13 protein-coding genes and 1 pseudogene are annotated in these 14529 nt (G+C 55.7%); 10 read left to right on the top strand and 4 right to left on the bottom strand.

All coding sequences use genetic code 11. The features are described from left to right. The 7 genes from Q1B15_RS19675 to Q1B15_RS19645 form a co-directional block, all read left to right on the top strand. A partial coding sequence (locus Q1B15_RS19675) for an Ig-like domain-containing protein (RefSeq protein WP_299757073.1) occupies positions 1–447 on the top strand: 447 nt, incomplete at its 5' end. A gap of 294 nt (positions 448–741) precedes the next feature. After that, entirely contained in the window at positions 742–1146 is a 405-nt protein-coding gene (locus Q1B15_RS19670) for a hypothetical protein (protein ID WP_299757076.1), read from the top strand. A gap of 257 nt (positions 1147–1403) precedes the next feature. Further along, positions 1404–1826, top strand: coding sequence for a hypothetical protein (locus Q1B15_RS19665; protein WP_299757070.1), 423 nt, complete (start codon positions 1404–1406; stop codon positions 1824–1826). Between the two features lie 228 nt (positions 1827–2054). Continuing rightward, positions 2055–3200: a fatty acid desaturase gene (locus tag Q1B15_RS19660; protein ID WP_299757068.1), complete on the top strand. Its 1146-nt coding sequence runs from the start codon at positions 2055–2057 to the stop codon at positions 3198–3200. A gap of 500 nt (positions 3201–3700) precedes the next feature. Then, on the top strand, positions 3701–4621 hold the full coding sequence (locus Q1B15_RS19655) for a DMT family transporter (RefSeq protein WP_299757066.1): 921 nt from the start codon (positions 3701–3703) through the stop codon (positions 4619–4621). Positions 4622–5102: 481 nt separating this feature from the next. Continuing rightward, a complete protein-coding gene (locus tag Q1B15_RS19650; RefSeq protein ID WP_299757064.1) occupies positions 5103–6425 on the top strand; it encodes an acetamidase/formamidase family protein in 1323 nt (440 codons plus the stop codon). Between the two features lie 329 nt (positions 6426–6754). After that, complete coding sequence (locus tag Q1B15_RS19645) at positions 6755–7342, top strand: GNAT family N-acetyltransferase (protein ID WP_299757061.1); 588 nt, start codon at positions 6755–6757, stop codon at positions 7340–7342. 338 nt (positions 7343–7680) lie between these two features. Here the strand turns inward: Q1B15_RS19645 and Q1B15_RS19640 are convergent, their stop codons facing one another. After that, positions 7681–8631 (bottom strand): cation diffusion facilitator family transporter, encoded by a 951-nt coding sequence (locus Q1B15_RS19640; RefSeq protein ID WP_299757059.1) that lies wholly within the window; start codon positions 8629–8631, stop codon positions 7681–7683. A 469-nt stretch (positions 8632–9100) separates the two neighbouring features. Between Q1B15_RS19640 and Q1B15_RS19635 the strand changes: the two genes are divergently transcribed. Next, positions 9101–9487, top strand: coding sequence for a DUF6481 family protein (locus Q1B15_RS19635; protein WP_299757057.1), 387 nt, complete (start codon positions 9101–9103; stop codon positions 9485–9487). 361 nt (positions 9488–9848) lie between these two features. Here Q1B15_RS19635 and Q1B15_RS19630 read toward each other — a convergent pair whose 3' ends face one another. Then, entirely contained in the window at positions 9849–10292 is a 444-nt protein-coding gene (locus Q1B15_RS19630) for an antibiotic biosynthesis monooxygenase (protein ID WP_299757054.1), read from the bottom strand. A gap of 111 nt (positions 10293–10403) precedes the next feature. Beyond that, positions 10404–11933, bottom strand: coding sequence for an HD domain-containing phosphohydrolase (locus Q1B15_RS19625; RefSeq protein WP_299757051.1), 1530 nt, complete (start codon positions 11931–11933; stop codon positions 10404–10406). Between the two features lie 238 nt (positions 11934–12171). Here Q1B15_RS19625 and Q1B15_RS19620 point away from each other — a divergent pair, with 238 nt between their 5' ends. Both Q1B15_RS19620 and Q1B15_RS19615 read left to right on the top strand, forming a co-directional pair. Further along, positions 12172–13437, top strand: coding sequence for an MFS transporter (locus tag Q1B15_RS19620; protein ID WP_299757049.1), 1266 nt, complete (start codon positions 12172–12174; stop codon positions 13435–13437). Positions 13438–13581: 144 nt separating this feature from the next. Further along, a complete protein-coding gene (locus Q1B15_RS19615) occupies positions 13582–14094 on the top strand; it encodes a TetR family transcriptional regulator C-terminal domain-containing protein (protein ID WP_299757046.1) in 513 nt (170 codons plus the stop codon). A 194-nt stretch (positions 14095–14288) separates the two neighbouring features. Here Q1B15_RS19615 and Q1B15_RS19610 read toward each other — a convergent pair. Further along, a pseudogene (locus tag Q1B15_RS19610) lies at positions 14289–14529 on the bottom strand (VOC family protein); the annotation flags it as partial.

Here is a 14529-nt window from a genome sequence, read left to right as displayed (position 1 = left end):
GTCTACCGAGCGGTAGACGGCAGCACCAATTTTGTCCCCCTGAACAAAGATGCACTGATCACCGGGACCACCTTCATTGATCCCGATCCACAGCCCGGCGATTGGTACATGTTGCGAGCCCTAGCCCTGAAAGAGGTGCCGGCCGGGTCGTTTTACAGCTATGCACAAGGGGTCTTCGTCCGGGTGGGCGAGGAGCCCCCGCGAGCGACGGATCAGACAGTGACGACCACGTCGTATCAGCCAATTTCGCTGACGCCCGGTCCAGAGCTTCAGGGTGTTTTATACGCCTTCATCGAGGGGCCGGAGGCGGGCCAACTGCATCCCGAGGGAGGCGAATGGATCTATACCCCGGCTCCGGGATTTGCAGGAGAGGTGCGGCTGCGCGTTTCCGTTTCCGACCGATTTGCGACAGACGAGGGCAGCCTTACCGTGATCGTAGGCGAATGACCCTGATCAGAGCACAGATATCGGGCATTTGACGCGAGTGCGTTTAAGATAGTGAAATGTAAACGTCACAAAAGACCCTAGCCCGGTCCTTAGGCCTGCTTCCGCTAAGCCGGAACCGTTCTGCAATTTGCTTAGCGTCACGCCGCACCTTTGGGGCTTCCACGGTTAGAACCTTGCCCGCTGAGCGGACCCCGGGTCCATCCCGCAGCAAACGGCAGCTAAAAGCCCTTTTGAAACGCCAGGCACGCAACGCATTTCTCAAACGCCTCACAAGGCGTCTGATTAACCTGCGCCATACTCGTAAAGTCTGCTCAGATAGTTGTGACAACGACCCAAGCCACAGAGCCGCTTGTTTCGGCCGAATGGGTGCATCCCGGTTTGCATATTACTGCCATGGGTTCGGACTTGCCGGGCAAACAAGAATTGGAGTCAGAGATATTGCGGCGCGCTGACTTGGTTGTCTGCGATACGTTGGCGCAATGCAAAATCGGCGGAGAAATTCAGCATATGGCGCGTGCAAACATTGATCGCGATGTCATCGAGCTGGGAGCCTTCACCTCCGGAGCCAGACAATTCGAGCGCACGCAACAGTCAGTCACAATATGCGACCTAACCGGAACGGGCGCACAAGACACGGCAATTGCGGTTGAAGCACTTGCGCGGATCAAGCGAGAGGGATTAGGCACTTTGGTCGGTTGACCATCTAGGAGTTGTTCGCACGACCACGACCGCCATGAATGACGTCATAGCCATACTTCCAATCCCTACTCACCAAAGCGGATCGTCAAGCTTTAACAACGCTTGACAGCTTGATCCCGCGTGTCGGGCATTTGCGTAGCCGCCGCGATACACCATCTTTGAGCGGACACACCGGATTCGCGAGCGTAAATCGCCGGTAGCTTGCGCGTTGGCATTCTTGGATTGCGTGAATACACATCTGATCCTAGACTCTTAAGTTGACCTCGACTGGGCGTGGAGGTCTGTCGTCTACCCTTTTCTTTTTTACCAAAGAAGCGGTTGGGCCCTACACCAACGTCATTGATATTATTGAGCTGTTCAGACTGTTTCAGTCTGTAGCGATATTCGCGCTAATTTCTGCCTTCTTTTACTGCGTGGCCATGGTTGCGATGAAGTCGCTAGCGGAACTTCCGAGCGTTGGTCTGGCTCTCATTATTGGAGCCGCGCTCCTTACGGCAGCGACTTTCGAGGTCTTCGCGCTTAGGCGCGCGCGGCTCGGGCTAATCTACGTCGGCATCCTGGGGGCTGAGGTGGTTATCCTTGGTACGATCTCTCTGCTTCACTTTGATGAAACGTACACCGTTCGAGAACTGGCCGGGATGGGCTTGGTGCTGGTCGGGACAGCTATTTCTTGGACCTGATGCCAAATAGTTAGCGGTGTTTATATCAGGACCGGCGTATACGCACCCTGCTGTGAAGACTTAGTACGATCTGCGGCGAAGGCATGCTTTGAGCCCCGGGGGACATGCTTAGGAAGTACCGCGCAGCCTCTGAGGCAGCTCACGCTCAGCGGTGCTGTATATGAAAAACCTTGCATATTTCCTTTTTGACGGGCCACTCTCGCATTGCTTCGAATGTGGTGGTGAGACATGCAATACCAACCCCTTTCTGACGTTCGCGAGACCCTAAACGTCCAATGGTACCGCTCCAAGATGCCGCCCGAGCGGTTTCGCGAGCTTTCCAAACGCAGCAATCGGCAAGGCTGGATTCAAGCCGGAGGGCATTTTGGTCTCTTCAGCCTAACAGGTGCGGCGGTTTATCTGACCTGGGCCCAGGGCTACTGGATCGCCTTTCTGGCGGCGCTATTCGTCCACGGCACAATCGCGACTTTCTTCCGTGGCACCGCAACCCATGAGCTCGGCCATGGAACCGTTTTTGACACCAAGTGGCTCAACAAGTTCTTTCTTTTTCTCTTCAGCTTGATCAGTTGGTGGAATCCGTTCGACTACGCGGCCAGCCACACCTATCACCACCGCTATACGTTGCACCCCGAGGGCGACCGCGAAAATCTTCTACCATTGCATCCCAATGTGGGCGGAACCTTTCTTCTGCAGCTTTTCACGGTCAACCTCTTGACCCAACCCGGGCGCACGTTTGGCAAAGGCGGGCTGTTGTCAACGATCTGGGTCACGATGCTGGATGCGGTCGGCAAAGTCGGCTCGACCGAAATTCCTGCCAACGAGTGGTTGCGGGCACTACACGAGGACCAGCCGGACCAGCACTCCCGCTCAATGTGGTGGTCGCGCGCACAATTGGCATTCCACGGCGCGGTCCTCATCGTGGCGATTGTGACCGGTCTCTGGGTCCTGCCTCTCATCATCACCATCCCCAGCTATGTCGGAAACTGGCTCAGCTACTTCGTTGCTTTACCCCAGCATTGTGGTCTGATGGAAAACACCAGCGACTTCCGCAAGAGCACCCGGTCAATACGCCTACCGAGGGTCGTTGAGTTTCTCTACTGGCATATGAATTGGCACACCGAACATCACATGTATGCCGGCATTCCTTGCTATAACCTTCCCGCGCTGGCTGCTGAGATCAAGGACGATATGCCCGAACCGCGCAATCTGCGGCAGGCGTGGCGCGAAATGCTCGACACTTGGGAGCGTCAAAAGTCCGAGCCGGGCTATGTTTTCGACATACCTCTGCCTGTGACGGCGAAGACCGAGCGACGGCGGAAAGCGAAGGTCGAGGAAGCCTCGATAGGGGACCTAGCACCCGAGGGACTGGCTTGAAGCATTTTTGAGGTTCGATACAATCGCCCTTGACCCGTCGCGTATAGACTTTCGTCTTGTCCGCGTTGTGACAGTTCGTGCGCAGCGCCCCGAATGACCCGCTTCCCAAATCTGCCATAGGTTCGGAGCGCGGCGAATACTCGCTTGGAGCCGGAAACGACCGCACGCCACCGAACAACCAGTTGTAGCAATACGCTCAAACTCTAGCCAACTATAACCATCGGCGGCGATGCTAGGCTCATGCAGCAGATACTGCTGCATTCCGGAGCGAAAGTGGTAACCATGCTTAGATCATCACGGGCAGGTGGATGATCTCGGGACTTGTTTTGAAGTAACGGAGGGGCTGCGTTTTATCGCTTCGCAAGGACAGTTCATCGCCCTGCCCCTCTCAAGTCAGTTTCCTCTGACAGCGCAGGCGCAGCGCCAATTCAACCCTTGCACAACCGACGCACACCACACATGAGAGGCTATTCACGTAAGCCAACTTCTGGAGATCACAGATGGCTTTCAAGAAACCTGCACCGGGCCCTCGCCTGCGACCATGGTCAGAGCTGAGCGGTACGGCGCAAGGCATCGCGCTGATGATAGCCACTATGTTCTTTTTTAGCGTATTGGACGCGATGGCCAAAGAAGTCGCCCACCGTACTGATACGGTCATGGCGATCTGGGCTCGCTATGCCGGACAGACGGTCGTGGTGACCTTGTTGATTGCGCCGCGTATGAAAAGGGTCCTTAAAACCGGCTATCCGGGCCTGCAATTGCTGCGTTCGGTTTTTTTGCTGATTGCTACGTCGTGTTTTTTCTTCGGTTTCGTGACCATCGGGCTGGCAAATGCGGCTGCGATCATGTCGATCAACCCTATCCTTATCACGCTGGGCGCTGCGCTTATCCTGGGCGAGCGGTTTGGCCCGCGCCGGGCTTTTGGCGTTGGGGCTGCGTTGGTGGGCGCATTGATCATCATCCGCCCGGGTTCACAGGTGTTTTCTGCTGCCGCGCTCCTGCCGGTGGGTGCCGCGCTTGCCTACTCCGGCTATGCGCTGACCACGCGTTTCGTTGGCCGCGATGAAGACGCGTGGACCTCGCTGTTTTACACAGCCGCTTTCGGAACAGTGGTGCTCAGCCTGATCGTGCCGTTTTTCTGGGTGCGCCCTGATCCGCTGGCGGCTGTTTTGATGATGGCCCTGGGGTGCTTCGGCGCGCTAGGCCATTTCTGCCTGATCCGAGCATTGATGGCGGCAGAGGCGAGCGCGATCGCACCGTTTTCCTATGTCGGGCTGCTCTTTGCCACAGTTTGGGGCATGGTCATCTTTGGTGAATACCCAGACTTTTTCACGTATCTGGGCGCACTAGTGATCGCAGTCGCCGGCATTTATGTCTGGCACCGCGAAATCCAGACAGCACGGGCAACGGCGCCGGAATAATAAAACCGTCAAGCCGGTACTGTCAGACGCATGCGAACTAGTCTCTACAAGGACAGTCAACTCGCCCCTTATGCCGCTCCGAGACTGCATTCCTGATTGACGTGGTCATGAACAGAGGGGTGAACTTCGACACACTTCGTATTTAGCGGTTCTCAATTGAAGCATTGAGCGACCGAAAGCTGCCTTTGGCACAGGCGCAGCGAAAGCTCACTTTGTCACGCTTAGCAGACCTTAGTGCAAACGGCAGTGAAGGTCTGCTGTGGGCCCTCTTAACCAAAGTTGAAGACGCAGCAGTCATCTGCACCGACCGTTCGAAACGCTCTGCGGGTGTTTAGTCGCTGAGCTTTTTTCTCGATCGTGTCCTGCGGCCAGCCGAAACCGAGTGTTGGTCCTTCGCCTTCTGTCGATAGTTAGCTCCTTGCAGACGTGGTCGAAACAACTACTCTTACCCTCGATAAATTCAATTCAGGGAGTGGGCATCATGCCGGATGGAAGTAATGCAGCGCCAGCATCGCGCCGTAGCGTCGTTGTTCAGGAATTCACCAATAGCGTGCTCGATCCCAATGAGAAGATGTTGGGACCAGTCGAAGACGGCGGCACGATCATCGCAAATACCGCGCCCGGCTGCTGGGGGCCAATGATCACCCCGAGCCTGCGAGGCGGGCACGAGGTAACCAAGCCTGTATATGTCGAGGGGGCCGAGGTTGGCGATGGTGTCGCTATCCGCATCCGGGACATCACAGTGACATCAATCGCCACGGCGTCTGGGCATGACAGCTCTCCCGAAGGTTTTTGCCTGGGCGATCCCTATGTCGCCGCGCGCTGTCCCGTCTGTGACACGGTCTGGCCAGAGACGCATATCGAAGGTGTTGGGCAGGAGTCGGTCAAATGTGACGCTTGCGGCAACGCGGTGAAACCCTTCGAGATCGTACACGGCTATACCGTTACTTTCGACGAAACTCGCACTGTAGGGCTGACGTTGCCGAAAGAAGCAGCGGAAACGATTGCTAAAGACGCAGATCACTACTCAGCCCTGCCCGACGAAAGCCGCCAGCATTCGATCCTTAATTTCGCGCCCTCGGACATGCCAGGCACGCTAATCCGGATGCGCCCCTTCATGGGCCAGCTTGGCACCTGCCCGTCGATGCCAATGCCCGATAGCCACAACGCGGGTGATTTCGGCGCCTTTCTGGTCGGCGCGCCTCATGATTACGCCATCACGGCCGAGCAACTGGCCGAGCACAAGACCGATGGTCATATGGATATCGACGCGGTACGCGCGGGCTCGATCCTAGTAGCTCCGGTCAAGGTTCCCGGCGCGGGCATCTATATGGGGGACATGCATGCCGGCCAGGGCGATGGCGAAATCGCCGGGCATACCATGGATGTCTCAGGCAGCGTGACATTGCAGGTAGAGGTCGTGAAAAACTATCCGCTGGATGGGCCCGTTCTTTTCCCTTTGGAAGAGGATTTGCCGCCGCTAGCAAAACCGTTTAGCGAGGCGGAGAAAGCGAAAGGCCAACGCCTTGCTACAAAATGGGGCGTGTCTGAGATAGAGCCTCTGGCCCCAATCTCAGTGATAGGCACTGCAGCCAACCTCAACGACGCAATCGAGAACGGCCTCACTCGCGCGGCCAAGTTGCTTGACGTGACTGTGGCCGAGATCCGCAACCGGGCGACAGTAAACGGTGCGATCGAGATCGGCCGCGCCCCTGGCGTCATTCAGGTAACGTTCCTCGCCCCGCTCGCCAAACTCGACGCCGTGGGGCTCGGCGACTACGCACGCGAGCAATACGGACTCTGACCTGTTGCTTTTCAAAATACGTGGCAGGCCATGCCGGCCTACCACTCCCCAGCGGCTATGCGCAGTTGTGGTAAGCGACAGTGCCAAGCCCCGGTGCCGTACCGAACCCGCCAAACGCAGCAAACTCGGGCAACTGTTCCCGAACAAGCCGGTATTTGGAGCGAGTGAGCGATGAACGACGGTGATTTAAACGAGGACGGGTGCGAACTGCAGCGAACGACGGCCGCTTTGAAACCATCGATACTTGGGTTCGCGAACGAACTCTTGTGAAATGGCGGAAAGCCAATAGCATTCACAGGGATAACTCGTCGGAGGTGACCTTGAAAGAAATGGCTATCAGACGTGGGGGCCGGGAAGACGAGGAGCGACTGGGCGCACTATTGTCTGTCGCATTCACTGACGATCCATTTGTTCGTTGGGTGATGCCAAATTCACTAGACTTCCTGCGCGATAGCAAAAAGCACCCAAGGCGCGCTTATTCTGAGGCATTTGATGCGGGCACGGTCTTTGTGATCGGTGATTTTGCTGGGGCTGCGATCTGGCTTCCGCCTGGTGCAAAGGCTGACCGTTCTGAAGAGGTTGCGCAGGCAGAACCTTCGTCCGCGGCTGCGGGACACGGTTTCCCGCCTGAGTTCCCAGCCCTGATCTCTCAATGCGCTGCCTATTGCCCAAGTGATCCACACTGGTACCTTGGGCTGATTGCCGTAGACCCCGTGTGTCGCGGGCGCGGTGTCGGAACGCAGATTTTGGAGTATGGTCTTGCCATGGTCGATCGCGATGGGTTGCCCGCTTATCTGGAGTCGACAAACGCAGCCAACACGTCTCTCTACAAACGTTTCGGTTTTCAAGAGTTGGCGAAGGTGCGCGTTGGTTCGTCGCCGCCCCGTTTTCCAATGTTACGCCCGGCCCGAAAATAACCGCTATTTCAGACTGACCGGCTCTCCAAAACTACTAGATGGCGACTTCTCTCGAAAGTGGGCTTTGAGCACTAGGTGGACATGTTCTGCACTGCGGCCAATGTCCGCTTCCCCTCATAAAGTTTTCAAATCACGCAAGTGCAGGCACGAGGCTGTACCGCAATTCTCAACTCTTCTCGTTAAACGCTCCTGCCTTTATCGCGCCACAGCCTGGGAACCTCCTACCAGTCGGGAACCGGGGCGGTCTCAAAGCCATAAACTTTGCCAGTCGCGATTTTTTTGAACTATGCGAACCTATTAAATCCTCCTCGCCGCGCATTGATTTCGCTCAAAGTATTTCAGCTTGCAGGGGCGGCATGGCCGACTTCCTGGGGGTCTTTGCAGGCATGGACATGGCATTCCAATTCAAGTGTGAAGTGGGAAAGTCCGAACCCATCACGCAGGGCGGCTTTCACAGCGAGCTTCACGCTATCCGCCTCCATCCAAACGCCTTCTTTGATAACGACATGCGCATCCAGCGCTTGTTCGTGTTCCTGCATCTGCCACAGATGCAGATGGTGCACATCCTCAACGCCCGGTACGGCGTGTATTGCCTCTAAGATGGCGTGAATATCCAGATCAGGTGGGCTGCCGAGCATCAATATTCGCACGGAGCCGCCGATTTCGGTTACAGATTGCCAAAGGATATAGCCCGCAATCAATAGGGTCATGAGCGGGTCAATCAGCCGCCAATCATACAATATGATCACGGTGCCCGTTATTATAACCGCAACAGATCCAAGCGCGTCTGCGAGGTTGTGCAGGAACGCGGCGCGAATATTCATACTTTCTTTCGACAGCGCGTAGGTCAGAAAGGCGGTGACCGCATCAACTACTAAAGCAAAGACCGCAATGACAACGACAGACCAGCCGTCAACGCTGGTGGGTTCGAAGAGCCGCATGACGGCAGCATAGGTTAGGTATGAGCCAAGCAGGATCAGGGTCGTATAGTTGATTAACGCCGCGACGATTTCTGCGCGCCCATATCCAAACGTCATGGTGTCGTCGGCAGGCCGCTGTGCGATCTTGCGCGCAAAGAATGCAAGAACAAGCGTCAGCGCATCGGACAGGTTATGGATTGCATCCGCAATCAGCGCCAGGCTACCGGTTAGAATGCCACCTATGATCTGCACGACCGTCAGGAGGATATTGATTGCAACAGCCCAAAATATCCGCGTATTCCCAGCTTTGGGGTCAAGATGGTGATGATGTCCCGGAAGCTTATATACTCCTCTTCTGGCTGATCTCATGAAACATACCACGTCGAAAGTCCGGCATCAGTACGGATGCCAAGCAGACATGGTTCGACGAGACTGGAGCACATTTCTATTGTTAAGCAATTGAGCGGGATAAACCAATTGGTTGATCTGATCTCGCGCGAGTACGGGAAAGCGATCATCTGACGAAAGTGGCGAGCTTACTCGGTCTTCCCGAAAGCAAGCCTTTGGCCTTTGCGAAATATGCCCCACTTTCAATCTCTCCATCGCTCTAAGTCGAGTGTCCGAAAAATCCCTTACAAGCAGGCCTCAGGCGGTAGAATTGCATTGCCTGTCATTCTGCACATGTGGTTTCAGCGAGTGCTTTTCTATTGCTACGAGTAACCCGGTGCGTTAAGCGACCTCCCGGTTGGGTTGCCAAAAGGATGCGTCGACGATCGTCCATCGGTGTGGCGTGCAACTGTCGTAGCGCTTGAACCGCAGTAAGGTGAGCAAAGACTATATGAAGAACTCTAATCGAGATGGCTTTGACGGGCGCCTCAAGGCCGCGTCTGAAGCCAAACAGCATCTGCTTGAACGGTTCAAAGCGGCGGCAGATGATCCCAAGAAGCTGGCAAAGCGCGCAGAAAGGCATGCAGCAGCTGTAGCCCGTGAAGCAGAACGGAAGGTCAGTGCGATAAATCTGCTGCGAGAAAAAGAAGACCTGGAGCGGCAACAAGCTGAGGCTGCCGAACGTGTAGCGGCGCAAGCAGCGGAGCGTGACGCAGGGTTAGAGGCGGAACGTGCTGAGACTGCCGATCGAGAGATCGCGCAAAAAGCGGCGCATGAAGCAGAACGTAAGGCAGAACGTGACCGACGATATGCTGCGAGACGCAATCGCAAGCGCTGATTGGGCGATTGCCGATGTTCGCACCTCTTGCTGAAATTTGACACCCCATCGGGGTGAGCTAAGCCTTCAGACAGCATCCGACGAATATCAGGTCTGTCCGTTTGGCCGTAAAAACTACGCGCTTCGGATGTCAGTCCTTTGGGCTCGAATTAGACCTTCTCTGCAGTTCGCGCCACGGTCCGACATGCGGACTGAGACGGTATTTTCTTAGAAAAGATAAGAGGTGACTCTTTGATCGCAAATGAACGACTGATGCCTTTGTCGCTGAATGTCCTGACCGATCGAAATCGACGCCAAACGTAAGGCCCCATCTTGGGGCCCTACATTCATAGAGACATCCATAGAGACATCGTTTAGCGATTTAGCGATCGAACCCACCAACCTGTTCATAAAACGTGGCTCCAAACCCAGCCAACCCTTCGCGCACACCGCCCTCTGCTGGACCATACACATGCAGTCCAGTTGGAGAGAGGATTGCAAGGAAGCGTTCTGCGAAGTTTTCGCCAAAGTTGCCTAAATGGACTCCCGCATCTCCGTTGGTTTCAAAGCGCTCATTGATATGCACAGTGCTGCCGGAGCGATGCCATTCATATGATTTTGTACCGGTTTCTTCTTTGGTAGCCGCTACCATTTCAGCCATCAGCAACGAGAATGCATCGTCTTGACCTTCCGCGAGATCGAGAGTGAGCGTCCAAGCGATATCGTCGGTCGCGTCGAGGTGGCCGTCGGCCATAGCGGTGGTGGTCATGAGTCCTCCAATCAGCACGGTTGCGAGCGCTGCTGTTTTCATTGATTTCGTGAGCATTTCACTTTTCCTTCACTGTCCCGGGACAATTTTTGTCGCCGTTAAGATCAGGATGCCGCGAATTGACCTCCCTACGTATCGGGAGAGTTCCCTATTTTCCGACGAAACTTCTCAATCCATCAAGATTCCGTGCTCAAGCGCAAACAAAGCCAAAGCTGGTCGCGCACGGATATCGGTTTTGTTGTAGATTGATTGAATATGATGGTCGGCAGTTTTGGGCGATATTCCAAGGCATTGCGCATTCTCGGAGGTAGATTCGGATTTGGCGAGATGCGACAAAACCTGAGCTTCGCGACGCGTAATCCCAAAGGGCAGTGAGGCCCCTGCGTCTTTAACCATGTGTCCAGCAGCCTGAAGAACCAAGGAAACAGCGGTTGGCACAAACTTTTTCGATTTGGCCATGCTGTTTAGTTCTTCAGCTGCAGCTTTAGCGTCCAATGCTGGGCGCGCCGGAGACCCGTGGGTCAACTCATCATATTCGTTGGCCGCCGCGAGGATGTTCGAGCCCAGATCGTTAAGGAATGAGCGCCTATGGTAGCCTGATCCATCCGCCCGCTCTTGGACTGAAGCTGCGACATTAGCCCACTCAGCAAAGGGTTTTCCGTGGCTTAGGAAAAATTGAGTCTCGAACGTGTGTCGTTCCTTTTCCAGACGCTCGGAGACGGAGAGCTCTTCGGCCTTGTACCAAATGCGATTGGATATCGCACATTTTCCGATGTCATGAACCAATGCGGTCAATCGGAGATCTTCTACGCGCGCTCTGGGCAATTTGGCAATTTGCGCCGCCTGAGCTGCGAGACCAGCAACCCTTCGAGAATGACTGCGAAAACATGTAGCCTTGTGGTCAGTCATATCCGCTGCGACGTCTGCCAAGGTCTCGCGACAATTAGAGGTCATTTCGATTGGATTGCCCGGTTCTGCCGCGACGAAAGCCTCGAACTCGGGCGTTCGACTCGCAACCTGAAAGACATCGTCCGCATGCTCAAGGAATTTGTGGCCAATGTCCGGATCAACTTCGTGACCAAGCTTTGACGCGATGACTTCTTTGGCGCGGTTTGTATTTTCGAGCCGCCGCACCAATTCCGCCATTTCGGTAATTCGGACCAATCGCGACAGGTAGGGAATGTCCAATCCGCCGAACGGCAGAATTTTCCCGTCCCAACGGGCATAATAAAATGGAATGCAGTCCAGTACTGTCTGAGACACCGGTAACCTGCTCGCTAAAAGATATGACTGTCGGCAATGGGCAGCTGTGAAATCTGGAGCGGCATCCGGAAGGATATCGCAGATGTAGTTGAAAGCCGCATCGCGTTCATCTTTGGTAGCCGCGTGGGCAATGAAGTGATTCAGGTGTTTCTTGAGGTCCTCGCGATCCGCCCAATCGCCGAGCATTGTTGCCACTGCAAATCCCTGATCATCCCCGAATGAAAGCATTCCAGTTTCATGGCTGGTGATCGTGCAGCCAATAAAGCGAACCAATGCCAGAAAATAGGCGTCTTTCTGAGTTGCGAGATCTTCACCGATCCTTCGTGAGAACTCGGCAGCCACAATTGCAGCAGACAAGCCCGAACCCCTCGGCCTTCCCGTTGCCGCATCGGCGGCGAGTGCCAATACTCCCAAGCCCTCTGTAATTCTGACCATTCCATCCCCCTCCCAAAAGTGCCCGATTAGCAAAAGATCAGGTACAGTACTTTTGCACAGGTGGATCGTGTGCGCCAAAGCAGAAAACTCAAACACACTGGCTTCTTGGTGAAATTGCGGCGCAATTGTTATTTTGTCGTAAACGGTCATGTATGCGGCGTTGCAGCAAGGCCAGCGCCTTGTGTTCCATGAGACGCCGCGAGCAGTATATTGAGACCCACGCGCGATAGGATGTTTGATGATTAAAGTGTTGTCCGGTGTCTGGGCCCTACTGCTTGGTGTCGTGCTCATCATGCTGGGCAACGGCATGCATTTCACCCTGATCGGCTTGCGGGGCGGAATCGAGGGATTTTCGTCTGCAGAGCTGGCCATCGTTACTTCGGGCTATTTCATGGGCTTCTTGTCGGGCGCACGGTTTACACCATTGCTGATCCGGCGCGTCGGGCACGTGCGCGTTTTTGCGGCGCTGGGGAGCTTCATGTCAGCGGGGCTACTCGCTTTTCCACTGCTGGCCGATCCCTGGGCCTGGACTGTACTGCGGTTGCTTGTGGGCTTTTGCATGTCAGGTATTTACGTCGCAGCCGAGAGTTGGCTGAATAATGCCTCCACCAATGAGACGCGTGGCAAGGTGCTTTCGGCCTATATGATCGCGCAGACGCTTGGGATCATCGGAGCCCAAGGGCTGCTGACGCTGGGGGATGCGGGGACTTCGGTGCTCTTCATCGGCGCCTCAATCCTAGTGTCGCTTTCTTTTGGACCAATCCTTCTCTCCGCGACCTCGGCGCCGGTCGCCGAAGTCGCGCGCCCTATGCCCCTTCGCGACCTATTCACGGGCTCGCCGCTTGGCACTGTGGGGATATTTCTGCTGGGCAGCGTCTATGCGACGCAATCAGGCATGGGCGCAGTCTTCGGCACCCAGATCGGGCTGACGACATCGCAGATCGCGCTATTTATCGCGATGCTGTTCGCCGGGGCGCTGCTGCTACAATACCCCATCGGCTGGCTTTCGGACCGGATGGACCGACGCAAGCTGATCTTCGGGGCGGCTTCTCTCGGCGCAGTCTCCTGCGCGATGGGGTGGATCACTGGTGGTGGTCTTTGGCCCTTGATGGCGTCTGCCTTCTTCGCCGGTGGGGTGACGACGCCGCTTTATGCCCTGTTTCTGGCCTATACCAACGATTCTCTTTCGGCCGAGGATATGCCGGGGGCATCTGGGGGGCTCATCTTCACGTTCGGTCTGGGCGCAATAATAGGCCCGCTGGTCACTGGCTGGGCGATGCAGGGGCTTGGCCCCTTCGCATTCTGGCTGGTGCTTTGCGCGACTTTCGTTGCCATTGCACTTTATGCGCTCTACCGTATGACGCAGCGTGCGGTCGTTCCTGTGGAGGAGACCGAAAGCTACCTGAATGTCTTGCCCACCGCCTCGACCGTAGCAGTGGAGGCTGCGGGTGAGTGGGCCGCGGAAAACGCCGAGACAGACCGCGAAGCTGATACTCAGTCCTGATCGCGGTTACGGATTTACGCGAACAGCCTTAGAGCAGACCTTGGTACGACCTGCAGCGAGGGTCCGCTAAGCGGGACCAAGCAGACCTGTGCAATTGCCGCTACCGATCGGAAGCATGGTTCCAACGACCTGGCCATTCAGGCGTTGCTGGATACGACCCGGACGCCAAAGAGATCATTCTACCATCACTTTAACGACAAGGAAGATTTTGCGCTTCAGGTTCTCGACACCTACATGTCGCAGGTTCACGCTGGTATCGATGCCCGCCTCAGGCATACTGATCGGCCTCCGCTCACGCGGGTGCGGGACTTTTTCGAGATGACGCAGAAATCGTATCGTGAGAAAGGTTACATGGGTTGCCTCATCGGTGGCCTTGGCCAGGAATTGTCGAGCGTCAGCGACGTCTTTAGGGAAAAGATTTCGCAATGCTTTTCTGAAATAGCCAGCGAAATGGCTATCTGCCTTAAAGAAGCCCGACAACTTGGGGAACTTCCAAAGGACACCAACGTGCAGGAGATGGCCGAACGACTGGTCGATTGCTGGGAGGGCGCGGCTTTGCGTAGCAGGCTTCAGAGAACCCCAGCCTCGCTGAACTCGATGCTCGATTTCTACTTCTTAGCAGTCACCGGGGTGCGACAGCGGCAAGACGCATCTTAGGCGACAACGCGCGATCCGACTGGCGCAGAAAATTGCGCTTTAAGAGGATAATGCGTCAAATGGATTGGGCGTCGCTCTGGGCCATTACCTTACCATGTGCTCGTCTCCCATGCAGGGTGAGCAGTCGCGGCCGTTTCAGCGAATATCTTGGTCAGGCGCGCCAGAGCAAAAAAGGTCACCGACACCCATTGCGATCAGTATGGATTTCGCGGTCCACGGTCCGTTGAAAGCGATTGCTGGCTACGCTCGACAATGAGTTCGATGGCATCTGCAAGGTGTTCCTTGTCGATGTGATGATCGCCACGCTCCACGCGGATCCGGTGGGCCTCGATCATCACGTCTGCATGCCGGCTCCCCTCGGGCGGTTCGAACCGGTAGCTCGCCAATTCGATGCGGAGACCCAGAGGATCGCGGAAATAGATCGAGTCCATGAAA

The sequence above is a fragment of the uncultured Boseongicola sp. genome, from assembly GCF_937988555.1.
Lineage (GTDB): Bacteria > Pseudomonadota > Alphaproteobacteria > Rhodobacterales > Rhodobacteraceae > Boseongicola.
Note: the sequence above shows the minus strand (reverse complement) of the source record. Positions and strands in the feature narration are given on the sequence as shown.

What these genes read in the sequence shown, in the direction of transcription:
- Q1B15_RS19625 (WP_299757051.1), bottom strand. Translation starts at nt 11,933, where the DNA reads ATGGTCAGAATTACAGAGGGCTTGGGAGTATTGGCACTCGCCGCCGAT.
- Q1B15_RS19640 (WP_299757059.1), bottom strand. Translation starts at nt 8,631, where the DNA reads ATGAGATCAGCCAGAAGAGGAGTATATAAGCTTCCGGGACATCATCAC.
- Q1B15_RS19655 (WP_299757066.1), top strand. Translation starts at nt 3,701, where the DNA reads ATGGCTTTCAAGAAACCTGCACCGGGCCCTCGCCTGCGACCATGGTCA.
- Q1B15_RS19660 (WP_299757068.1), top strand. Translation starts at nt 2,055, where the DNA reads ATGCAATACCAACCCCTTTCTGACGTTCGCGAGACCCTAAACGTCCAA.
- Q1B15_RS19650 (WP_299757064.1), top strand. Translation starts at nt 5,103, where the DNA reads ATGCCGGATGGAAGTAATGCAGCGCCAGCATCGCGCCGTAGCGTCGTT.
- Q1B15_RS19645 (WP_299757061.1), top strand. Translation starts at nt 6,755, where the DNA reads ATGGCTATCAGACGTGGGGGCCGGGAAGACGAGGAGCGACTGGGCGCA.
- Q1B15_RS19635 (WP_299757057.1), top strand. Translation starts at nt 9,101, where the DNA reads ATGAAGAACTCTAATCGAGATGGCTTTGACGGGCGCCTCAAGGCCGCG.
- Q1B15_RS19630 (WP_299757054.1), bottom strand. Translation starts at nt 10,292, where the DNA reads ATGCTCACGAAATCAATGAAAACAGCAGCGCTCGCAACCGTGCTGATT.
- Q1B15_RS19620 (WP_299757049.1), top strand. Translation starts at nt 12,172, where the DNA reads ATGATTAAAGTGTTGTCCGGTGTCTGGGCCCTACTGCTTGGTGTCGTG.